Genomic DNA, 21,226 nt, shown 5'->3' on the forward strand with positions numbered 1-21,226 from the left:
CCGCCGGTTTCAACCGCGCTGCGCCTCAGCCTCTTCATGGGCATGACGCAACCGCTCGCGGCTGTTGGTCAGGTGCAAGCGCATGGCCGCACGCGCCGCATCGGAGTCCTGGCGGGCGATCGCGTCGTAGATCTCTTCGTGCTCGCGGCTCAGGCGATTCATGTAGTGCTGCTGGTCGTCATGGGCCAGTCGCGCGGAGTTGAGGCGAGTGCGCGGGATAATGCTGGTGCCCAGGTGAGTCATGATGTCGGTGAAGTAGCGGTTGCCGGTCGCCAGGGCAATCTGCAGGTGGAACTGGAAGTCCGAGGCCACGGCATCGCTGGCGTGGGAAACACTTTCATTGAGGGCATCCAGCGCCGCGCGCATCAGCGCCAACTGCTCGGGGCTGCGACGTTGCGCGGCCAGGCCGGCGGACTCCACTTCGAGGCTGATGCGCAGTTCCAGGATGGCCAGCACATCACGCAGGGTGACGACGGTCGCCGGGTCGATGCGAAAACCACTCGGGCTCGGGGTATCAAGCACGAAGGTGCCGATGCCGTGACGGGTTTCCACCTGACCGGCCGCCTGCAAACGGGAAATCGCCTCGCGCACCACCGTGCGGCTGACGCCATGGGCATCCATGATCGCCGACTCTGTGGGCAACTTGTCGCCACGCTTGAGGTGACCATCGCGGATCTGCTCGGACAGCACCGTCACCAGTTCCTGAGCGAGGCTGCGGCGCTTGCGAGGGAGGCGTGGTGAGGCGTTCGGGTTTTCCATGGTGAACATCTGTCTCGACAAATTCGGCTGCTGAAACCGCATCATAGCGCAACGCGGTTGTACGATCACCTACAGGGGGCGCGGTGCTTATGCGGTCACGGTCTGATCCACCAGATGGCCGTTCTCGATACGAACATGCCGTGGGTGGAACCGCTTGAGGCTGCTGCGATGCCCGACGCTGACGATACTCAGCCCTGGCAACTCATCGATCAGCGCCTGATACAGCGACGCTTCGTCTTCTTCATCCATCGCTGAAGTCGCTTCGTCCATGTACAGCCATTGCGGGGCGTAAAGCAACGCACGCGCAAAGGCCAGGCGTTGCTGCTCACCCGGCGACAACATGCGCTGCCAGTGATTGGCTTCGTCGAGGCGCGCCACCAGGTGCGGCAGGCGGCAGGTTTCCAGGACGTGCACGTAGCGCTCATTCGGATAGGTATCGCCGGCCTGTGGATAACTCAGCGCCTCACGCAGTGTGCCGATCGGCAAGTAAGGTTTTTGCGGCAGGAACAGATAGCGCGCCGCTGGCAGGCGAATACTGCCGTGCCCCGCAGGCCACAGGTGCCCCATCGCCCGCAGCAAGGTCGACTTGCCGCTGCCTGAACGACCGCTGAGCATTACGCGCTCACCCTCTTGCACGGTCATGTCGCTATTGGTCAACAGGTGGCGACCGTCAGCCAGGTCGAGGCCGAGGTTGTGCACCTTCAAGGCTGATCCCGAGTTCTGCACGTCGATGGCCGGGGCGCGTTGCTCGTTGTCCGTCATCGCCTGACGGAAGCTGAGCAGACGATCGCAGGTGGCGCGCCATGAGGCGAGGCTCTGGTAGGCGGTAATAAACCAGCTGAAGCTGTCCTGGACATTGCCGAACGCCGAACTGATCTGCATCAGCTCGCCCAGTTCGATCTTGCCCGACAGGTAACGCGGCGCGGCAACCATGAAGGGAAAGATGATGGCCGCCTGCTCGTAACCGGACGTGAAGAAGGTCAGGCGCTTGGACACCTTCATGATGTCCCAGAAATTGTGCCAGACCATCGAGAAGCGATGGGTCAAGCGGCGGTTCTCGTTGGGCTCGCCGTTGTACAACGCGATGCTTTCAGCGTTCTCGCGAACCCGTACCATGGAAAAACGCAGGTCGGCTTCGAAGCGTTGCTGGCGGTTATTCAGGCCGATCAACCGGCGACCGATCAAATGCGTCAGCCAGCTACCTACCACCGCGTAGACCAGTACGCACCAGAACATATAGCCGGGAATGGTCACACCGAACACTTCGATGCTCCCCGAAACACCCCAGAGGATGATCGAGAACGACACCAGGCTGACGATATTGCGCAGCAGCCCAACGCCCAGGCTCAAGGTGTCGGAGGTGAAATTGTTGAGGTCTTCGGAAATGCGCTGGTCCGGGTTATCGGTGTAACCGCCCTGCTCCAGTTGGTAATAGTTCTTGTTGCTCAGCCAACGAGCGAAATGTTTTTCGGTGAGCCACGCCCGCCAGCGAATCGTCAGCATCTGTGTAAGGTAGAGCCGGTACACCGCACCGACAATCGCCACCGCGGCAATCGCGCAGAAATACAGGATCAGCCGCCAGAATGCCGCCTCGTCCTTTTGCTGCAAGGCATTGTAGAAATCCTTGTACCAGGTGTTGAACCACACCGAGATCCCCACCCCCATCAACGACAGCGCAATCACTGCGATCAGCAACGTCCAGGCCTTGACCTTTTCTTCACTGCGCCAGTAAGGCGTGATCATCGCCCAGACTTTTCGGAAAAACTGCCCGCGCACAACATCATTGACCGCGGAGTACTCAGCGTTCTGATTCATGGATAAGGCTCGATAAGAAAAAGTACGTGCACGAACCGATCATAGATGATCGGTTCGGTTTGTCGCGAGGAGCGGCCCGCATTCGTTCAGCGCTGGTTCAGCGACGAACCGGGCGCTTCTGCAGTTTGCGCTGCAGCGTGCGGCGGTGCATGCCCAGGGCGCGGGCGGTGGCGGAGATGTTGCCTTCGTGCTCGGTCAACACGCGTTGGATGTGTTCCCACTGCAGGCGGTCCACGGACATCGGGTTTTCCGGCACCAGGCTGTCGAGGTCGGCGTGTTCGGACAACAGCGCGGCCAGCACGTCGTCGGCGTCGGCCGGTTTGCACAGGTAGTTGCAGGCGCCACGCTTGATCGCCTCCACGGCGGTGGCGATGCTCGAATAACCGGTGAGGATCACCACGCGCATTTCCGGGTCCATTTCCAGCAGCTTGGGCAGCAATACCAAACCGGAATCGCCATCCATTTTCAGGTCCAGGGCGGCATAGTCCGGCAGGTCGGCCTGGGCGATGGTCAGCCCCTCTTCAGCGGAACCGGCAGTGCTGACGCGAAAGCCACGGCGGGCCATGGCGCGGGCCATCACCCGGGTAAAGGTCGCGTCGTCGTCGACCAGCAGCAAATGCGGCAGTTCTTCGCCTTCGACTTGGATTTCGTCACTCATGTTGGTCTCCTCGGGCGCCGTGGGGCAGGCGCAGCTCGGTGAGCGTGCCGCCTTCCTCATGACTGTAGAGTTTCACTGAGCCGCCGGCGCGTGTCACGCTGGCCTTGCTCAAAAACAGGCCCAGGCCGAAACCTTTGCCCTTGGTGGTAAAAAATGGCTTGCCGATCTGCTCGGCGATGGCCAGCGGCACACCGGCACCGTGGTCGCGGATGCTGATGGTCAAATCCTCTGCATTCCAGTCCAGGGTAACTTGCAGCCCCTCGGGACAGGCATCCGCCGCGTTGTTGAGCAAATTGAGCAACGCCTGGGTCAGGTCCGGCGGCGGCGCCATGCGCGGCACCGTGCCCTGGCCAAGGCGCTGGAAGCGATAACTGGCTTCCGGGCGCATCAGGTGCCAGCGATTGAGCGCTTCGTCGAGCCAGTCGGTGACGTCCTGCATCTCCACCGCCAGCCGGCGATTGGCTTCCGCCGCTCGAACAAGCTGCTGCAAGGTCTCTTTGCACAACTTGACCTGGTCCTGCAGCACCTTCAGGTCATCCTGCAGCATCGGGTCAGGATGGTCCTGTTGCATCTCCTTGAGCAACACGCTCATGGTTGCCAGCGGTGTACCCAGCTCATGGGCAGCGCCCGCCGCCTGGGTGGCGACTGCCAGCAGTTGCTGGTCGCGCAGGCCTTCTTCCCGGCGGATGGCCCGCAACTCTTCCTGGCGACGCAGCTCTTCGGCCATGCGCGCGGCGAAGAACGTGATGACTGCCGCCGCCAGGGCGAAGCTCAACCACATCCCGTACACCTGCAGGTTTTCCCGGGCGATCGGGAAGGTTTGCAGCGGATAGAAGCGTGCGAGCAGCAAGGTATACAGGGTCAAGGCGATGCCCGACAGAATCACCGAGTAACGCCATGGCAAGGTCACTGCCGCGATGGTCAGCGGCACCAGGTAATAAGAGACGAAGGGGTTGGTCGACCCCCCCGAGAAATACAGTAATGCGCTGTGGATAAACAGATCGCAGGCCAGTTGCACCGCGTATTCGAGCTCGGTGACCGGCCAAGTGGTGCGCAGCCGAATGGCCGTGAAAGCACACAGCAGCATCGAACAGCCGAGCGTCGCGGCCAGTTGGAACCAGGGCAGTGGCAGCAGTTCGAGCCAGTAGGCCAGGCCTACGGAACCGGCTTGAGCGGCCAGGACCAAGGTGCGGATAAACGTCAACCGCCAGAGATTCTGGCGCGTGGCGGAAGTAATTTGGACGGGGGCGAGCATGAGCTCTCCTGATGAGCGCTCCAGGCGGATCGACGGGAGTATAACCAAGCGCGGGGGCTGACAGGCGAAAGTGCGGCAAACGGCCACATGCAGGAGCGAGCACGCTCGCGATGATCGTCAACGATAACGCTGGGAATCTGGCACCCCGCGGTGCTCTCGGGTTCATCGCGAGCATGTTCGCTCCTACAGGGGGTGATGTACACCTGTATAGAAGTTGTAACTGTGCGAACCAGATCATCAACGCTAGAGTCTGATGGGTTCACGCAGGGACACAACCTGCGCACCCACTTAGGAGCCTTCATGCACACATTCCGCCGTAGCGCCGCCCTCCTCGCCCTGAGTGCCGGCACTCTCGCCGCCCTTCCGGCCCTGGCCGCCGACGAGCTTCATTACAACCAGATTTCCCTGCGCGCCGAAGTCAGCCAGGAAGTGGCTCGCGACCTGATGATCGTGACCCTCTACACCGAAGAGCAGAATACCGACCCGGCCAAACTTGCCGCGGACGTCAGCACCACCATGAACAAGGCCCTGGCTCAGGCCAAGCAGGTCAAGGACATCACCCTGCGTCAGGGCAGCCGCAACAGCTACCCGATCTACGACACCAAGGGTCAGAAGATCACTGGCTGGCGCGAACGCGCTGAACTGCGCCTGGAAAGCTCGGACTTCGCCGCACTGTCGAAGCTGACCGGCGAACTCCTCACCGACCTGAAAATGGGCGGCATGGACTTCGCCATCGCCACGCCAACCCGCAAAGCCAGCGAAGACGCCCTGCTCAAGGACGCCGTTAGCGCCTTCAAGGCCCGTGCCCAATTGGCCACCGACGCCCTGGGTGGCAAGGGCTACAAAATCGTCAACCTGAACCTCAACAGCAACGGTTATCCACAACCGTATATGCGCGGGCCGATGATGATGAAAGCCGCCAGCATGGATGCCGCTCCAGTGACGCCGGAAGTGGAAGCCGGCACCAGCCAGGTCAGCATGACGGCCGATGGCTCGATTGAAGTGCTGATGCCTTGATTCGATGACATGAATTACAAAAACGGCGATCACTCAACTGATCGCCGTTTTTTTTGCGCCCCCTGCAGGAACTGACGCAGTCTCGGGCGCGTTCGGGCGATCTTTTGATCTTGTTCTATGCTCTCAAGGACATTTCAGTGGCGACCGAAAGATCGCAGCCTGCGGCATCTCCTACAGAGATGTCGTACAAGCCGAAATGAAAAGTTGCACCTTGTACAACTCGCACCTTGCGATCAGTACCCGTGCAACGATAACCACTTCGATTAACCGCCACACACCCCTCAAGGACGGGGTATAAATAGGTAACACCTTGCCCCACCCACGGGCACCCCAAGGCTTCAACGCACCAAAAAAGTGCGCCAGTTGCACTACAAAAAGGCCGCGCAAACGATCAAATGCGTCGAGTTTTATACAATTGCGACATTAAGGTACGTTCGTGCCACTGTTTAAGGCTTGTAGTCGCTCTGGATCTTGCATTGGGTATGGCCCCTGCATAAGTATCCGCAGGCACGACTCACGAGGTCGTCCTCAAAATCAAAAATGACAACAAATCATGAGGCCACCATGCTTAAACACGCGGTCATTCCGTTTTTAGTCGGCGCCAGCCTTTTGGCTAGTGCGCCGTTCGCTCAAGCTGCGACTAACCTGGTGTTCTGCTCCGAAGGGAGCCCGGCCGGTTTCGATCCAGGTCAATACACCACCGGAACCGACTTCGACGCCTCTGCCGAAACCATGTTCAACCGCCTGACCCAGTTCGAGCGCGGCGGCACCGCCGTAATTCCTGGCCTGGCGACCAGCTGGGACGTCTCCGATGACGGCCTGACGTACACCTTCCACCTGCGTGACGGTGTCAAGTTCCACACCACCCCGTATTTCAAGCCGACCCGCGAATTCAACGCCGACGACGTGCTGTTCACCTTTAATCGCATGATTAGCAAGGATGACCCGTTCCGCAAAGCGTACCCCACCGAATTCCCGTACTTCACCGACATGGGGATGGACACCAACATCACCAAGATCGATAAAGTCGACGACAAGACAGTCAAGTTCACCCTCAAGGACGTCGATGCCGCGTTCATCCAGAACATGGCCATGAGCTTCGCCTCGATCCAGTCCGCCGAATACGCCGCCCAGCTACTGAAAGATGGCAAGGCCGCCGACATCAACCAGAAGCCGGTCGGCACTGGTCCGTTCGTGTTCAAGAGCTACCAGAAAGATTCCAACATCCGCTACACCGGGAACAAGGACTACTGGAAGCCGGACGACGTCAAGATCGACAACCTGATCTTCGCCATCACCACCGACCCGTCGGTACGTATCCAGAAACTGAAGAAAAACGAATGCCAGGTCACCCTGTTCCCTCGTCCAGCCGACCTGAAAGCGCTGCGCGAAGACAAGACCCTGAAGCTGCCTGACCAGGCTGGTTTCAACCTGGGCTACATCGCCTACAACGTGATGGACAAGGTCAAGGGCAGCAATGAGCCAAACCCGTTGGCCCAATTGAAAGTGCGCCAGGCACTGGACATGGCAGTCAACAAGCAACAGATCATCGACTCGGTGTACCAGGGCGCTGGCCAACTGGCCGTCAACGCCATGCCTCCGACCCAGTGGTCCTACGACACCACCATCAAGGATGCGCCGTACAATCCTGAGAAAGCCAAAGAGCTGCTCAAGGAAGCCGGCGTCAAGGACGGCACCGAAATCGTTCTCTGGGCCATGCCGGTACAGCGTCCGTATAACCCGAACGCCAAGCTGATGGCAGAAATGCTGCAGTCCGACTGGGCGAAGATCGGCCTCAAGGTCAAGATCCAGAGCTACGAATGGGGCGAGTACATCAAGCGCTCCAAAGGCGGCGAGAACCAGGCGATGCTGATTGGCTGGAGCGGTGACAATGGTGATCCGGACAACTGGCTGAACGTGCTGTTCGGTTGCGACTCGCTGGAAGGCAACAACTTCTCGAAATGGTGCTACAAGCCGTTTGACGACATCGTCAAGCAAGCCAAGCGCACTTCGGATCAAGGCAAGCGCACCGAACTGTACAAGCAGGCGCAACACATCCTTAAAGACCAGACGCCGATGACACCTATCGCTCACTCGACGGTGTTCCAACCCATGCGCGCCAATGTGCAGGACTTCAAGATCAGCCCGTTTGGCTTGAACTCCTTCTACGGCGTCAGCGTCAGCAAATAAGGTTTGGTAACGGCGACGTCCATGACGTCGCCGTTACTTTGCCGACCGAGAAAGCAGGAAATTACCTACATCCAAATCGCCCACTGACTACAGGCGGGTGCTAGGACGCGTCGTCTTTTCCCACAAGTCTTTCGGACTTTTCGTATTTACTGCCGGACCCACGGTGCCTACCGTCGGGATCTGACCAGCGAATGCGTGGGCCCTCGGTTTTCTTGCTGCACGCCATGACTGGAACCAGTGACCCTCCCCGTCTGCGCACGGGACGAAGGCTCATTGACACAACACTGAACAAGAGAGAGAGCGTCATGCGTCATACCTTGGTTTTATCCGCATTGCTGGGCACTGGCCTGTTGGCCGCCACGTCCATGAGTCAGGCTGCCTCCAACAGCCTGGTGTTCTGTTCCGAAGGCAGTCCCGCCGGTTTCGACACTGCGCAGTACACCACCGCGACCGACAACGACGCCGCCGAACCGCTGTACAACCGCCTGGCAGAGTTTGAAAAAGGCTCAACCAACGTCGTACCCGGCCTGGCCACCAGTTGGGATATTTCCGAAGACGGTCTCACGTACACCTTTCACCTGCGCCCAGAGGTGAAGTTTCATACAACCAAGTACTTCACACCGACCCGCGACTTCAACGCCGATGACGTGCTGTTCACGTTCAATCGCATGCTCGACCCGCAGCAACCTTTCCGTAAGGCTTACCCGACCGAATTCCCCTATTTCAACGGGATGAGCCTGAACAAAAACATCGCCAAGGTCGAAAAGACCGGGCCGCTGACCGTGGTCATGACGCTCAACAGCGTGGACGCCGCGTTCATCCAGAACATCGCCATGAGCTTCGCCGCGATCCTCTCCGCCGAGTACGCCGACAAGCTGCTCGCCGAAGGCAAGCCGAGCGACATCAACCAGAAGCCGATCGGCACCGGGCCGTTCGTGTTCAAGAGTTACCAGAAAGACTCGAACATCCGCTACACCGGTAACAAGCATTACTGGGACCCGAGCCGGGTCAAGCTCGATAACCTGATTTTCGCCATCAACACCGACGCTTCGGTGCGCGTGCAGAAACTCAAGGCCAATGAGTGCCAGATTACCCTGCACCCACGCCCTGCCGACGTCACCGCGCTGAAAAACGACCCCAAGCTGCAATTGATCGAAAAGCCCGGTTTCAACCTCGGCTACATCGCCTACAACGTCCGTCACAAGCCATTCGACCAGCTCGAAGTGCGCCAGGCGCTGGACATGGCGGTGAACAAGCAAGGCATTCTCAATGCCGTTTACCAAGGTGCAGGGCAACTGGCGGTCAACGCCATGCCGCCGACCCAATGGTCCTACGATGAGACGATCAAGGACGCTGCCTATAACCCGGAAAAAGCCAAGGAACTGCTCAAGGCTGCCGGCGTGAAGGAAGGTACCGAAATCACCCTGTGGGCCATGCCCGTACAGCGCCCCTACAACCCCAACGCCAAGCTGATGGCCGAAATGCTCCAGGCTGACTGGGCGAAGATCGGCCTCAAGGTCAAGATTGTCAGCTACGAATGGGGCGAGTACATCAAGCGCACCAAGAATGGCGAGCACGACATCAGCCTGATCGGCTGGACCGGTGACAACGGTGACCCGGACAATTGGCTCGGCACGCTGTACAGCTGCGATGCCATCGGCGGCAACAACTACTCCATGTGGTGTGATCCGGCTTACGACAAGCTGATCAAGCAGGCCAAGGTCGTGACTGACCGCGACCAACGCACCCTGCTCTACAAACAGGCGCAGCAGTACCTCAAGCAGCAGGTACCGATCACGCCGGTCGCCCACTCGACGGTCAATCAGCCGTTGAGCGCCAAAATCGAAGGGTTCAAGGTCAGCCCTTTCGGTCGCAACGTTTTCTCGGGTGTCAGCATCGAAAAATAAAACCGTGTAGCTGAAAACGCTTGGGGGCGCATTGCGCCCTCCCGCAAGCGTATTGCCGTAATTCGCCAATTTGGCACCAGGCAAACGTTTGCAACGCGTCAATGAGTTCAAAAGCAAATAGCCGAACCACCAAAAAAGGCCGGCATTAATAATAGAAACCAAGGAGCTTCACCCATGAAACTGAGCAGCACCGCGCTACTGGCCCTGGCCATCAGCAGCATTACCGCCACGGCATACGCTGAAACCCAGAGCCAGGCGTACACCCCGGTGACCGTGAATGAGAAAAGTGCCCAGAGCGAAGCCACCGGCTTTCTCGAAGGCCAGTCGATCACCGGCACCACTCGCAACTGGTACGCCAACGAACAACTGAAGCGGGGCGCCAATTTCGCTTACAAGAAAAATGGTGTTTCAACGCCAACTGACCGCCGTATCAACTGGGTCCAGGGCACGATCCTCAAGTACAACTCGGGCTTCACCGAAGGCACCGTTGGCGTCAGCACTGAAGTGGCGGCCTACAACGCCATCGCCCTGGACCAGGACCGCAAGGACCTGGCGTCCAACAACGGCGGCGCACCGGGCACTCGCCCAGGCGCAGGCAACAACCGTACCCTGACCGAAGAAGGCGGCGACGCCGTTGGCCAGTGGAGCAAGTTAGGCCTGGCGAACGTCAAGGCACGTATTTCCAACACCACCCTGACCGCCGGTCGTCAGAACTTCAGCAGCCCGATGGTCGACGTCATCGGCAACCGTGCGCTGCCTTCGAGCTTCCAGGGTGTGGCGATCCACAGCGAAGAGCTGAACAACCTGGCGTTCGACCTGGCCACCTTCGATCGCAATTCACCGCGTACCGAACAAAGCCAGCGCAAATTCCGCACCGAATACGCCAATGGCATCGTTGAAACCGACCACGTCTACACCGGCGGTATCACCTACACCCCGTTCGCCAGCCTGACCACCAGCCTCTGGGCCACCCAGGCCGAAGACATCTGGAACCAGTACTATTTCGGCGCCACCCACGTACTGGGCGACAGCCAGGTACTGAGCCTGACCACCGGCCTGAACTACTACAAGACCCAGGAAGAAGGTAAGGCGCTGATCGGCGACATCGACAACGACACCTATTCCCTGTCGTTCGGCCTGACCCACCAGGCTCACAGCCTGACCTTCTCGTACCAGGAAGTGAACGGTAACGAGTACTTCGACTACCTGCACGAAACGAACGGCATCTACCTGGCCAACTCCCTGCTGTCGGACTTCAACGGCCCGAACGAGAAGTCGTTCCAGGTTGCCTACGGCTTGAACATGGCCGAATACGGCGTACCAGGCCTGAAGTTCAACATCTACCAGGCGCGCGGCTGGGGCATCGACGGCACCCACTACACCGGCAACAAAGGTGTGGCCGACAAAGGCTACGACGGCATCCAGTCGCAAGACGGCGAACACCATTACGAATACGGCATCGGTGCCACCTACGCTGTACAGAGCGGCCCGTTCAAGGCCACCACTATTCGTGGTACCTACACCGCGCACCGCGCCAGTGAAAACCAGGCTGATGGCAGCATCAACGAGTTCCGTCTGGTGACCACGGTTCCGTTCAACATTCTGTAAATACGCCAACCCGACGGCCGGCTCGTGACCAGTCGGCCGCCAGGTTTTCCAAACCAACCGATTGCAGAGGGTTCTTGATGAAAATGCTTCCCCTACGAGCGGCCATCGCGGCCGCGTTACTGAGTGTCGCTGTTGGCGTATCGGCCAAACCCCTGGTGGTTTGTACCGAAAACAGCCCCGAAGGCTTCGACATGGTCCAGTACACGACTGCAGTCACAGCCGATGCGGTGGCCGAGACCATCTTCAATCGCCTGGCGGACTTCAAGCCTGGCACCACTGATGTGATTCCGGCACTGGCCGAATCCTGGGACATCAGCGAAGACGGCCTGACCTACACCTTCCACCTGCGCCAAGGCGTCAAGTTTCACACCACCGAATACTTCAAGCCCACCCGCGACATGAATGCCGACGACGTGGTCTGGAGCTTCCAGCGTCAGCTGGACCCGAACCACCCGTGGCACAAACTGTCGAGCGTAGGCTTCCCGTACTTTGAAAGCATGGGCTTCAAGGAACTGCTGAAAAACGTCGAGAAGGTCGACGACAACACGGTCAAATTCACCCTGACCCGCCGCGAAGCGCCGTTCCTGGCCGACATCGCCATGGCGTTCTCCTCGATCTACTCCGCCGAGTATGCCGACCAACTGCTCAAGGCCGGCAAGACCGGTGAACTGAACAACAAGCCGATCGGCACCGGCCCGTTCGTCTTCCAGCGATACAACAAGGACGCCCAGGTTCGCTTCAAGGCCAACCCGGACTACTTCCGTGGCAAGGCGCCGGCCGACTCGTTGATCTTCGCCATCGCCACTGACAACAACGTGCGCCTGCAAAAGCTCAAGGCCAACGAATGCCAGGTTGCGCTGTATCCAAAGCCGGATGACATTCCGAGCATCAAGAAAGACGCCAAGCTGAAGGTTGATGAACTGAATGCGATGACCGTCGCGTACATCGCCATCAACACCCAGCACAAATACCTGAGTGACGTGCGCGTACGTAAAGCCATCGACATCGCCTTCGACAAGGAAGCGGCCGTCAACGCGCTGTTCGGCAAAGGCAATGCGACCGCGGCAGTCAACCCGTTTCCGGACACCCTGCTGGGCTACAACCACGACATGAAGAACCCTGTCCGTGACCTGGATAAGGCCCGCGCCCTGCTCAAGGAAGCCGGCGTGCCGGAAGGCACCGTGTTCACGCTGTTCACCCGCAACGGCGGCGGTGCGACCAACCCCAACCCCATGCTCGGCGCGCAGATGATGCAGGCTGACCTGGCCAAGATCGGGATCAAGATCGACATCCGCGTCATGGAGTGGGGCGAAATGCTCAAGCGCGCGAAAAACGGCGAGCACGATATGGTTTCCGCCGGATGGGCGGGCGATAACGGCGACCCGGATAACTTCCTGACGCCTATGCTCAGTTGCGAGGCGGCGAAGAACGGCGAAAACTACGCACGCTGGTGCAATGAAAAATTCCAGGCCCTGATCGACCAGGCCCGTGAAAAAACCGACCCGGCCGAACGTGCAGCACTGTACGAACAGGCTCAGGTTATCTTTAACCAGGACCAGCCATGGATCAGCCTGGCGCACACTAGAATGTTTACCGCAATGCGCAACAACGTAGAGGGCTACCACATTAGCCCCCTCACCACGAATAACTTCGCCACCACCCAGGTGAAGTAGATAAGAAACTCCCGGCATTCCTGACCCAGGCATGCCGGGCACGCCTAACCGGCTGATGAGGTACACCTTACGATGTTTAGTTTTATTGCCCGCCGACTGGGGTTACTGATCCCCACGTTCTTCGGCATCACCCTGCTGACTTTCGCGTTGATTCGCATGATCCCTGGCGACCCTGTGGAAGTCATGATGGGCGAACGCAGAGTCGACCCGGAAATGCACGCTCAGGCAATGGAACGCCTAGGTCTGAACAAACCCCTGTATGCCCAGTACCTGGATTACATCGGCAAACTGGCCCACGGCGATCTCGGGGAATCCCTGCGTACCCGTGAAAGCGTCTGGAACGAGTTCACCTCCCTATTCCCCGCGACCTTGGAACTGTCCATGGCCGCCCTGTTGTTAGCCGGTATCCTGGGCCTGCTGGCCGGGGTGATCGCGGCACTCAAGCGAGGGTCCCTGTTCGACCATGGGGTGATGGGTGTCTCCCTGGCGGGATACTCGATGCCGATCTTCTGGTGGGGCCTGATCCTGATCATGTTCTTCTCGGTCTCCCTGGGCTGGACCCCGGTGTCCGGGCGGATCGACCTGCTCTATGACATCGAGCCGCGAACCGGCTTCATGCTGATCGACACGCTGCTGGCCGATGACGTCGGCGCGTTCTTCGATGCCCTGCACCACCTGATCCTGCCGGCCATCGTGCTCGGCACCATCCCGCTGGCTGTTATCGCGCGGATGACCCGTTCGTCGATGCTCGAAGTGCTGCGTGAAGACTACATCCGTACCGCCAAGGCCAAGGGCCTGTCGCCGTCGCGCGTGGTGTTCGTGCACGGTCTGCGTAATGCGTTGATTCCGGTGCTGACCGTAGTCGGCCTGCAAGTCGGCACCCTGCTGGCGGGCGCGGTCCTGACCGAGACCATCTTCTCCTGGCCGGGCATCGGCAAATGGCTGATCGAAGCCATTGGCGCCCGGGACTACCCGGTCGTGCAAAACGGCATCCTGTTAATCGCCTGCCTGGTGATTCTGGTCAACTTCGTAGTGGACATCCTCTACGGCTTTGCCAACCCACGCATCCGTCATCAGCGCTGAGGTCAAACCCCATGAGCACTCCAACATCCTCAGTAGCCACCACCACGTCCGCCGTGGATCAAAGCCTGCTGTATCCGTCGCCGTACAAAGAATTCTGGCAAGCGTTTTCCAAGAACAAAGGTGCCGTCGCCGGCCTGATGTTCATGCTGCTGGTGATTTTCTGCGCCATCTTCGCCCCGTGGGTTGCACCCCATGACCCGAGCGAGCAGTACCGCGACTTCCTGCTCACCCCGCCAGCCTGGCTGGAAGGTGGGCAGATCCAGTTCTTGCTGGGTACCGATGAACTGGGCCGCGACCTGCTGTCGCGCCTGATCCAGGGTTCGCGCCTGTCGCTGCTGATCGGTTTGTCGTCAGTGGTGATGTCGCTGATCCCGGGGATCCTGCTGGGCCTGTTTGCCGGCTTTTTCCCCAAAGCGGTCGGCCCGACCATCATGCGCCTGATGGACATCATGCTGGCCCTGCCGTCCCTGCTGCTGGCCGTGGCGATCGTCGCCATCCTCGGCCCTGGCCTGATCAACACCGTGATCGCCATCGCCGTGGTGTCCCTGCCGTCCTATGTTCGCCTGACCCGCGCCGCGGTCATGGGCGAGTTGAACCGCGACTACGTGACCGCCGCGCGCCTGGCCGGTGCCGGCCTGCCGCGTCTGATGTTCGTCACCGTGCTGCCCAACTGCATGGCGCCGCTGATCGTTCAGGCGACCTTGAGTTTTTCGTCTGCGATTCTCGATGCCGCCGCCCTGGGCTTCCTCGGCCTTGGCGTACAACCGCCAACCCCTGAGTGGGGCACCATGCTGGCCTCGGCCCGCGACTACATCGAACGCGCCTGGTGGGTCGTCAGCCTGCCTGGCTTGACCATTTTGCTCAGCGTGCTGGCAATCAACTTGATGGGTGACGGCCTGCGCGATGCGCTGGACCCGAAACTCAAGAACGCCGCCTGAGGAGATTCCAATGTCACTGCTAGAAATCAAGAATCTCAACGTTCGCTTCGGCGACAAGAACGCTACGCCCGTGGTCGATGGCCTCGACCTGAAAGTCGACAAGGGCGAAGTGCTGGCCATCGTTGGCGAGTCGGGTTCGGGCAAGTCCGTGACCATGATGGCGCTGATGGGCCTGATCGAGCATCCAGGTATCGTCACCGCCGACTCGCTGAGCTTTGACGGCAAGGACATGCTCAAGCTCAACAATCGCCAGCGTCGTCAAATCGTCGGTAAAGACCTGTCGATGGTCTTCCAGGACCCGATGACCGCGCTGAACCCGAGCTACACCGTCGGTTTCCAGATCGAAGAAGTGCTGCGCCTGCACCTGAAAATGTCCGGCAAGCAAGCGCGCAAACGCGCCATCGAACTGCTGGAAAAAGTCGAAATCCCGGGCGCCGCCAGCCGTATGGACGCCTACCCGCATCAACTGTCGGGTGGCATGAGCCAGCGCGTTGCGATCGCCATGGCGATTGCCGGCGAACCGAAACTGCTGATCGCCGACGAACCGACCACCGCACTGGACGTGACAATCCAGGCGCAGATCATGGACCTGCTGCTGGCGTTGCAGAAAGAGCAGAACATGGGCCTGGTGCTGATCACCCACGACCTCGCGGTCGTGGCTGAAACCGCCCAGCGCGTGTGCGTGATGTACGCCGGCCAAGCGGTCGAAGTCGGCCAGGTGCCGCAACTGTTCGACATCCCGGCCCACCCGTACAGCGAAGCGCTGCTCAAGGCGATCCCAGAACACAGTCTGGGCGCCTCGCGCCTGTCGACCCTGCCGGGCATCGTCCCGGGTCGCTACGACCGTCCGCAAGGCTGCCTGCTCTCGCCGCGCTGCCCGTACGTGCAGGACAACTGCCGCGTGCAGCGTCCAGCCCTTGACCCGAAAAGCAACAGCCTCGCCCGCTGCTTCTACCCGCTGAACCAGGAGGTGGCGTAATGGCCGTCGTTCTTACCGCCCGCGACCTGACCCGTCACTACGAAGTGTCCCGTGGCCTGTTCAAGGGTCACGCCACCGTACGCGCCCTCAACGGTGTGTCGTTCGAGCTGGAAGCCGGCAAGACCCTCGCCGTCGTCGGTGAGTCAGGCTGCGGCAAATCCACCCTGGCCCGGGCCCTGACCCTGATCGAGGAACCGTCCTCCGGGTCCCTGAAAATCGCCGGCCAGGAAGTCGCCGGCGCCGACAAGGCCCAGCGCAAGCAACTGCGCAAAGACGTGCAGATGGTGTTCCAGAGCCCCTACGCGTCGCTGAACCCTCGGCAGAAAATCGGTGATCAACTGGCCGAGCCTTTGCTGATCAACACCAACCTATCGGCCACCGAGCGTCGCGACAAGGTCCAGGCGATGATGAAACAGGTGGGGTTGCGCCCTGAGCATTACCAGCGTTATCCGCACATGTTCTCCGGTGGTCAGCGCCAGCGGATCGCCCTGGCTCGCGCCATGATGCTGCAACCGAAAGTGCTGGTGGCGGACGAACCGACCTCGGCGCTGGACGTGTCGATCCAGGCGCAGGTGCTGAACCTGTTCATGGATTTGCAGCAAGAGTTCAACACCGCCTACGTGTTCATCTCCCACAACCTGGCGGTGGTGCAACACGTCGCCGATGACGTGATGGTGATGTACCTCGGTCGCCCGGTAGAAATCGGTCCGAAAAACGACATCTACGAGCGTCCCCTGCACCCGTACACCCAGGCCTTGCTGTCGGCCACCCCAACCATTCACCCAGACCCCAGCAAGCCGAAGATCAAGATTGTCGGCGAGTTGCCCAACCCGTTGAACCCGCCGCCCGGCTGCGCCTTCCACAAGCGCTGCCCGTATGCGACTGAGCGTTGCAAAACCGAAGAGCCAGCCCTGCGCCCTCTCGATAATCGTCAGGTGGCTTGCCACTACGCCGAGCAGTTCGTGCACGGCGCGGCATAAAAATGTGGGAGCGGGCTTGCTCGCGAAAGCGGTCTATCAGTCGACAAAGATAGCGACTGACACGCTGCCTTCGCGAGCAAGCCCGCTCCCACAGGGATTTTGCTCGTTCATCCAACCCCTTCTATTTCGATTGCGCATTAATCGGGAGAGACGGGGTTTTCTTTTGTCTGCGATTTACGTCTGGCTGTCACCTTCTTCATCATCGGAGTCCGGCTCATCGGTGGTCGAGTCATCATCGTTGTCGGCACCACCCTGCCCCTTATCGCCCGGTTCCGATTCGGACTTGGCGATCATCAGATCACCATGGGTTCCCTGCCCGCTCGACGCCTGGGTTTCGTGATCCTCGCATTCGGCCCAGACCGCAGAGCTGCCGAGTGCCAGCATCAGCAAAACCTTCAACAGCAACACAATGCGTAGCAACCTGTTCATAGTCGAATCCATCCTTTTGCAGGTGAAATTTCTGTGCCTGGCTGGCGCTCTGTGAAATCTAGTTCCGATCAGCCGGGTTCTCCAGATAGGACGCTAACGGCTGGGCGGAAATGCCGTGGACAGGGAGAATGGTTGGCAATAAGCGTTATGCCGAAAAGATCAAACGATCGCAGCCTTCGGCAGCTCTCACGCAGAGCGTGGGAACGATTGGGTTCGCCAACAAAAAACCCCGCAGCTTTCGCAACGGGGTTTTCGGTGTTTCAAGTCAACGCTTAGTGGTGCTCACGCGTCGCACGGAATTTCACGTCCGGCCAGCGTTCTTCCATCAGTGCCAGGTTGACCCGGGTCGGCGCGAGGTAGGTCAGGTGACCACCGCCGTCCAGTGCCAGGTTTTCCACGGCCTTGTTGGAGAATTCCTCAAGCTTCTTCTTGTCGCTGCACTCGATCCAGCGCGCGGAGTACACGGTGATCGGCTCGTAGGAGCACTCGACCTTGTATTCCTCCTTCAAGCGGCTGGCGACCACGTCGAACTGCAGCACACCGACGGCGCCGAGGATGATGTCGTTGCTGCGCTCCGGGAAGAAAACCTGGGTCGCACCTTCTTCGGCCAATTGTTGCAGGCCCTGGCGCAGTTGCTTGGATTTCAGCGGGTCCTTGAGGCGTACGCGGCGGAACAGTTCCGGGGCGAAGTGCGGGATGCCGGTAAAGCCCAGGACTTCGCCTTCGGTGAAGGTATCGCCGATCTGGATGGTGCCGTGGTTGTGCAAACCGATGATGTCACCGGCAAACGCTTCTTCCAGTTGCTCACGCTCGGAGGAGAAGAACGTCAGCGCATCGCCGATCCGCACGTCCTTGCCGGTGCGCACGTGGCGCATCTTCATGCCTTTTTCGTACTTGCCGGAGCAGATACGCATGAAGGCGATACGGTCGCGGTGTTTCGGGTCCATGTTCGCCTGGATCTTGAAGATGAAGCCCGAGAACTTCTCTTCCACCGGCTCCACGGTACGCTCGTTGGCCACTCGTGCCAGCGGGCGCGGCGCCCAATCAACGACGGCGTCGAGAACGTGATCGACACCGAAGTTACCCAATGCAGTACCGAAGAACACCGGGGTCAGTTGACCGTCGAGGAATTCCTGCTGGTTGAACTCGTGGCAGGCGCCCTGCACCAGTTCCAGTTGCTCGATGAAGCGCTCGTACTCGTCACCCAAGTGGGCGCGGGCTTCATCTGAATCGAGCTTCTCGATGATCTTGGTTTCGGTGCGTTCGTGACCGTGACCGGCGGTGTAGACAATGATGTAGTCGTCGGCGAGGTGGTACACGCCCTTGAAGTCACGGTAGCAGCCGATCGGCCAGGTGATCGGCGCAGCCTTGATCTTGAGGACCGCTTCGATTTCGTCGAGCAGTTCAATCGGGTCGCGAATGTCACGGTCGAGTTTGTTGATGAAGCTGACGATCGGCGTGTCACGCAGACGGCAGACGTCCATCAGGGCGATGGTCCGTGGCTCAACGCCCTTGCCGCCGTCGAGGACCATCAAGGCCGAGTCCACTGCCGTCAGGGTGCGGTAGGTGTCTTCGGAGAAGTCTTCGTGGCCCGGGGTGTCGAGCAGGTTGATCATGTGCTCGCGATACGGGAACTGCATGACCGACGTGGTAATGGAAATACCACGTTGCTTTTCCATTTCCATCCAGTCGGAGGTGGCATGGCGGTCGGACTTACGAGATTTCACCGTACCGGCTACCGCAATCGCCTTGCCCATCAGCAAGAGCTTCTCGGTGATGGTGGTCTTACCGGCATCGGGGTGGGAAATAATGGCGAAAGTGCGGCGTTTCGCGACTTCGGCGGCCTGTTTGGTCATGGGAAATCGCCTGGCAGGTGATTCAAAAAAGGGCGCAGATTATAGCCCAACTTGATTCAATAACCGAACCGTTGAGCACATTAGGGGTGGCCAAATGATTCTTCAGATGGGAACCTTTTAATACACGGAGACGTCCACTCCCCCGTAACGACCACTCGTCGGGGGCTTGAAATACCTGCAAAGCGGCCTGACGAGGCTGTGCTCATGGCTCAATAGCCGTACGCCTCCCCCTGTAGGAGCGAGCAAGCTCGCGATGGACGTTAACGACAACGCTGGGTACTTGAATGTGCGCGTTGTCTGAAGGTTTTTCGCGAGCATGCTCGCTCCTACAGGGGACCGCGCCCGGCATGAGCTGCTTCTCGCGATCATTTTTTCGGCAGCCAGGAATGGCGTTGCCACACGAGAAAGTGTTCGCCGACTGAAAAAAAGGAGTCCGCCTGTGGCTATTCGCTATGGCAAAGGGCTGATAGGAGGCGCGCTGGTAATCGCCCTTCTGGCCCTGCTGGTCCACTGGATCGGCATCAACACGATCGAACACTACCGCGACGATTTGTTGTTTTACCTGCAAGCTCATCTGATTCTCGTCCTCGCTTCCATGCTGGCCGCCCTCATTGTGGGCATTCCTGCCGGCATCTTCCTCAGCCGCCCGACCATGGTTGGACGCGCCGAACGCTTCATGCAGGTCTTCAACATCGGCAACACCGTGCCACCTCTCGCCGTACTGGCCATTGCCCTGGGCGTCCTTGGCATCGGCAGCGGCCCCGCGATCTTCGCCCTGTTCCTCGCTTCATTGTTGCCGATCGTGCGCAACACCTACGAAGGCCTGAAAAACGTCCAGGGTTCGCTCAAGGAAGCGGCCGTCGGCATCGGCATGACCCCGTCTCAGGTGCTGTGGCGGGTCGAACTGCCCAATGCCGTGCCGATCATCATCGGCGGCGTGCGCGTCGCCTTGGCGATCAACGTCGGGACGGCGCCGCTGGCGTTCCTGATCGGTGCCAACAGCCTGGGCAGCCTGATCTTCCCAGGCATCGCCCTGAACAACCAGCCGCAACTGCTGCTGGGTGCGGCCTGCACCGCCCTGCTGGCGTTGCTGCTCGACGGCCTGGTGACACTCGCCAGCCGTCTCTGGCTCGAACGCGGTTTGCGCCCGTCTTAAGCCCCGGCAAAGGAATCATCATGAAAACATCAAGCTTTTTACTAGGCTGCATGCTGCTGTTCGCAGGATTTGCCCAAGCCGCGGATAAACCCGTTATCCGCATCGGCGCCCGGGTATTCACCGAGCAAACCCTGCTCGCGGAAATCACCTCTCAATACCTGCGCGCCAAGGGTTATGACACCCGGGTGACCGGTGGCTTGGGCAGTAACCTGGCCCGCAGCGCCCAGGAAAGTGGCCAACTGGATCTGATGTGGGAATACACCGGCGTGTCGCTGGTGGCCTACAACCATGTCACCGAAAAACTCGACAGCGCACAGTCCTACACCAAGGTGAAAGAACTCGACGCGAAAAAAGGCCTGATCTGGCTCACTCCGTCGAAGTTCAGCAACACATACGCATTGGCGCTGCCGGAAAAAACCGCAAAGGCCTACCCGCAGATCAACTCCATCAGCGAACTGAACACCGTGATGCAGGCTGAGGCGAAAACCAATCACCTTGTCGCGCTGGACACTGAGTTCGCCAACCGTTCCGACGGTCTGGACGGCATGGTTGACCTCTACGGCATGAACCTGACCCGCAAAAACATCCGCCAGATGGATGCCGGGCTGGTCTACACCGCCCTGCGCAATGGCCAGGTGTTCGCAGGCCTGGTCTACACCACCGACGGTCGCCTGAACGCCTTCAAGCTCAAGTTGCTTGAAGACGACAAGCATTACTTCCCGGACTACACCGCTGCGCCGGTGGTGCGTCAGGATTACCTCGATGCCCATCCGCAACTGGCGCAAGAGATCAAGCCGCTGGCCGAACTGTTCGATGACGAAACCATGCGCCAGCTCAACGCGCGGGTCGATGTCGATCACGAAAGCCCTTCGTCCGTTGCCGCAGATTTCCTGCGCCAGCATCCAATCAAATAAGGAGGAAAA

Annotated in this window: 17 protein-coding genes; 11 read left to right on the forward strand and 6 right to left on the reverse strand. The window is 59.7% G+C overall.

The annotated features are described in order from the left end of the window. Nucleotides 1-9: 9 nt before the first annotated feature. The 4 genes from AC1Q8Q_RS02370 to AC1Q8Q_RS02385 form a co-directional block, all read right to left on the reverse strand. Nucleotides 10-759 (reverse strand): FadR/GntR family transcriptional regulator, encoded by a 750-nt coding sequence (locus tag AC1Q8Q_RS02370; protein WP_042955306.1) that lies wholly within the window; start codon nucleotides 757-759, stop codon nucleotides 10-12. 87 nt (nucleotides 760-846) lie between these two features. After that, nucleotides 847-2,574: an ABC transporter ATP-binding protein/permease gene (locus AC1Q8Q_RS02375; RefSeq protein WP_492614776.1), complete on the reverse strand. Its 1,728-nt coding sequence runs from the start codon at nucleotides 2,572-2,574 to the stop codon at nucleotides 847-849. A gap of 97 nt (nucleotides 2,575-2,671) precedes the next feature. Beyond that, complete coding sequence (locus tag AC1Q8Q_RS02380; RefSeq protein ID WP_008057484.1) at nucleotides 2,672-3,232, reverse strand: response regulator transcription factor; 561 nt, start codon at nucleotides 3,230-3,232, stop codon at nucleotides 2,672-2,674. Continuing rightward, nucleotides 3,225-4,487, reverse strand: coding sequence for an ATP-binding protein (locus AC1Q8Q_RS02385; RefSeq protein WP_020796613.1), 1,263 nt, complete (start codon nucleotides 4,485-4,487; stop codon nucleotides 3,225-3,227). Before AC1Q8Q_RS02385 ends, AC1Q8Q_RS02380 begins: the two co-directional genes overlap by 8 nt. 300 nt (nucleotides 4,488-4,787) lie before the next feature. Here AC1Q8Q_RS02385 and AC1Q8Q_RS02390 point away from each other — a divergent pair, with 300 nt between their 5' ends. The 9 genes from AC1Q8Q_RS02390 to AC1Q8Q_RS02430 all read left to right on the forward strand — a co-directional run bounded on the left by AC1Q8Q_RS02390 (nucleotide 4,788) and on the right by AC1Q8Q_RS02430 (nucleotide 16,862). After that, a complete protein-coding gene (locus AC1Q8Q_RS02390) occupies nucleotides 4,788-5,504 on the forward strand; it encodes an SIMPL domain-containing protein (RefSeq protein WP_020796612.1) in 717 nt (238 codons plus the stop codon). 564 nt (nucleotides 5,505-6,068) lie between these two features. After that, a complete protein-coding gene (locus AC1Q8Q_RS02395; RefSeq protein WP_033040118.1) occupies nucleotides 6,069-7,694 on the forward strand; it encodes an ABC transporter substrate-binding protein in 1,626 nt (541 codons plus the stop codon). 305 nt (nucleotides 7,695-7,999) lie between these two features. Then, nucleotides 8,000-9,601: an ABC transporter substrate-binding protein gene (locus AC1Q8Q_RS02400; protein WP_020796610.1), complete on the forward strand. Its 1,602-nt coding sequence runs from the start codon at nucleotides 8,000-8,002 to the stop codon at nucleotides 9,599-9,601. Nucleotides 9,602-9,775: 174 nt separating this feature from the next. Beyond that, nucleotides 9,776-11,209, forward strand: a complete 1,434-nt coding sequence (locus AC1Q8Q_RS02405) for an OprD family porin (RefSeq protein WP_020796609.1) — start codon at nucleotides 9,776-9,778, stop codon at nucleotides 11,207-11,209. 77 nt (nucleotides 11,210-11,286) lie between these two features. Then, on the forward strand, nucleotides 11,287-12,882 hold the full coding sequence (locus AC1Q8Q_RS02410) for an ABC transporter substrate-binding protein (protein ID WP_083348220.1): 1,596 nt from the start codon (nucleotides 11,287-11,289) through the stop codon (nucleotides 12,880-12,882). 72 nt (nucleotides 12,883-12,954) lie between these two features. Further along, complete coding sequence (locus AC1Q8Q_RS02415) at nucleotides 12,955-13,965, forward strand: ABC transporter permease subunit (protein WP_492614777.1); 1,011 nt, start codon at nucleotides 12,955-12,957, stop codon at nucleotides 13,963-13,965. A gap of 11 nt (nucleotides 13,966-13,976) precedes the next feature. Beyond that, nucleotides 13,977-14,903 carry an ABC transporter permease subunit gene (locus AC1Q8Q_RS02420; RefSeq protein WP_020796605.1) on the forward strand — a complete coding sequence of 309 codons (927 nt, stop codon included), beginning with the start codon at nucleotides 13,977-13,979 and terminating at the stop codon, nucleotides 14,901-14,903. A gap of 10 nt (nucleotides 14,904-14,913) precedes the next feature. Further along, entirely contained in the window at nucleotides 14,914-15,882 is a 969-nt protein-coding gene (locus tag AC1Q8Q_RS02425) for an ABC transporter ATP-binding protein (RefSeq protein ID WP_020796604.1), read from the forward strand. Further along, nucleotides 15,882-16,862, forward strand: coding sequence for a peptide ABC transporter ATP-binding protein (locus tag AC1Q8Q_RS02430; RefSeq protein WP_151140473.1), 981 nt, complete (start codon nucleotides 15,882-15,884; stop codon nucleotides 16,860-16,862). Before AC1Q8Q_RS02425 ends, AC1Q8Q_RS02430 begins: the two co-directional genes overlap by 1 nt. 174 nt (nucleotides 16,863-17,036) lie before the next feature. Here the strand turns inward: AC1Q8Q_RS02430 and AC1Q8Q_RS02435 are convergent, their stop codons facing one another. Both AC1Q8Q_RS02435 and AC1Q8Q_RS02440 read right to left on the reverse strand, forming a co-directional pair. After that, nucleotides 17,037-17,291, reverse strand: a complete 255-nt coding sequence (locus tag AC1Q8Q_RS02435; protein WP_033040114.1) for a hypothetical protein — start codon at nucleotides 17,289-17,291, stop codon at nucleotides 17,037-17,039. A 272-nt stretch (nucleotides 17,292-17,563) separates the two neighbouring features. Next, the gene (locus AC1Q8Q_RS02440; protein WP_033040112.1) at nucleotides 17,564-19,147 is read right to left on the reverse strand and encodes a peptide chain release factor 3; all 1,584 of its coding nucleotides are present in this window, start codon (nucleotides 19,145-19,147) and stop codon (nucleotides 17,564-17,566) included. A 439-nt stretch (nucleotides 19,148-19,586) separates the two neighbouring features. On the opposite strand from AC1Q8Q_RS02440, the gene AC1Q8Q_RS02445 reads away from it, so the two are divergent. Further along, on the forward strand, nucleotides 19,587-20,303 hold the full coding sequence (locus AC1Q8Q_RS02445; protein ID WP_033040109.1) for an ABC transporter permease: 717 nt from the start codon (nucleotides 19,587-19,589) through the stop codon (nucleotides 20,301-20,303). A 20-nt stretch (nucleotides 20,304-20,323) separates the two neighbouring features. After that, nucleotides 20,324-21,217 carry a glycine betaine ABC transporter substrate-binding protein gene (locus tag AC1Q8Q_RS02450; protein WP_020796559.1) on the forward strand — a complete coding sequence of 298 codons (894 nt, stop codon included), beginning with the start codon at nucleotides 20,324-20,326 and terminating at the stop codon, nucleotides 21,215-21,217. Nucleotides 21,218-21,226 lie beyond the last annotated feature (9 nt).

It is taken from the genome of Pseudomonas sp. GW823-FHT06B06 (genome assembly GCF_058795195.1).

Coding starts and splice junctions, on each gene's coding strand:
- AC1Q8Q_RS02370 (WP_042955306.1), bottom strand. CDS start 759: ATGGAAAACCCGAACGCCTCACCACGCCTCCCTCGCAAGCGCCGCAGC.
- AC1Q8Q_RS02375 (WP_492614776.1), bottom strand. CDS start 2,574: ATGAATCAGAACGCTGAGTACTCCGCGGTCAATGATGTTGTGCGCGGG.
- AC1Q8Q_RS02380 (WP_008057484.1), bottom strand. CDS start 3,232: ATGAGTGACGAAATCCAAGTCGAAGGCGAAGAACTGCCGCATTTGCTG.
- AC1Q8Q_RS02385 (WP_020796613.1), bottom strand. CDS start 4,487: ATGCTCGCCCCCGTCCAAATTACTTCCGCCACGCGCCAGAATCTCTGG.
- AC1Q8Q_RS02390 (WP_020796612.1), top strand. CDS start 4,788: ATGCACACATTCCGCCGTAGCGCCGCCCTCCTCGCCCTGAGTGCCGGC.
- AC1Q8Q_RS02395 (WP_033040118.1), top strand. CDS start 6,069: ATGCTTAAACACGCGGTCATTCCGTTTTTAGTCGGCGCCAGCCTTTTG.
- AC1Q8Q_RS02400 (WP_020796610.1), top strand. CDS start 8,000: ATGCGTCATACCTTGGTTTTATCCGCATTGCTGGGCACTGGCCTGTTG.
- AC1Q8Q_RS02405 (WP_020796609.1), top strand. CDS start 9,776: ATGAAACTGAGCAGCACCGCGCTACTGGCCCTGGCCATCAGCAGCATT.
- AC1Q8Q_RS02410 (WP_083348220.1), top strand. CDS start 11,287: ATGAAAATGCTTCCCCTACGAGCGGCCATCGCGGCCGCGTTACTGAGT.
- AC1Q8Q_RS02415 (WP_492614777.1), top strand. CDS start 12,955: ATGTTTAGTTTTATTGCCCGCCGACTGGGGTTACTGATCCCCACGTTC.
- AC1Q8Q_RS02420 (WP_020796605.1), top strand. CDS start 13,977: ATGAGCACTCCAACATCCTCAGTAGCCACCACCACGTCCGCCGTGGAT.
- AC1Q8Q_RS02425 (WP_020796604.1), top strand. CDS start 14,914: ATGTCACTGCTAGAAATCAAGAATCTCAACGTTCGCTTCGGCGACAAG.
- AC1Q8Q_RS02430 (WP_151140473.1), top strand. CDS start 15,882: ATGGCCGTCGTTCTTACCGCCCGCGACCTGACCCGTCACTACGAAGTG.
- AC1Q8Q_RS02435 (WP_033040114.1), bottom strand. CDS start 17,291: ATGAACAGGTTGCTACGCATTGTGTTGCTGTTGAAGGTTTTGCTGATG.
- AC1Q8Q_RS02440 (WP_033040112.1), bottom strand. CDS start 19,147: ATGACCAAACAGGCCGCCGAAGTCGCGAAACGCCGCACTTTCGCCATT.
- AC1Q8Q_RS02450 (WP_020796559.1), top strand. CDS start 20,324: ATGAAAACATCAAGCTTTTTACTAGGCTGCATGCTGCTGTTCGCAGGA.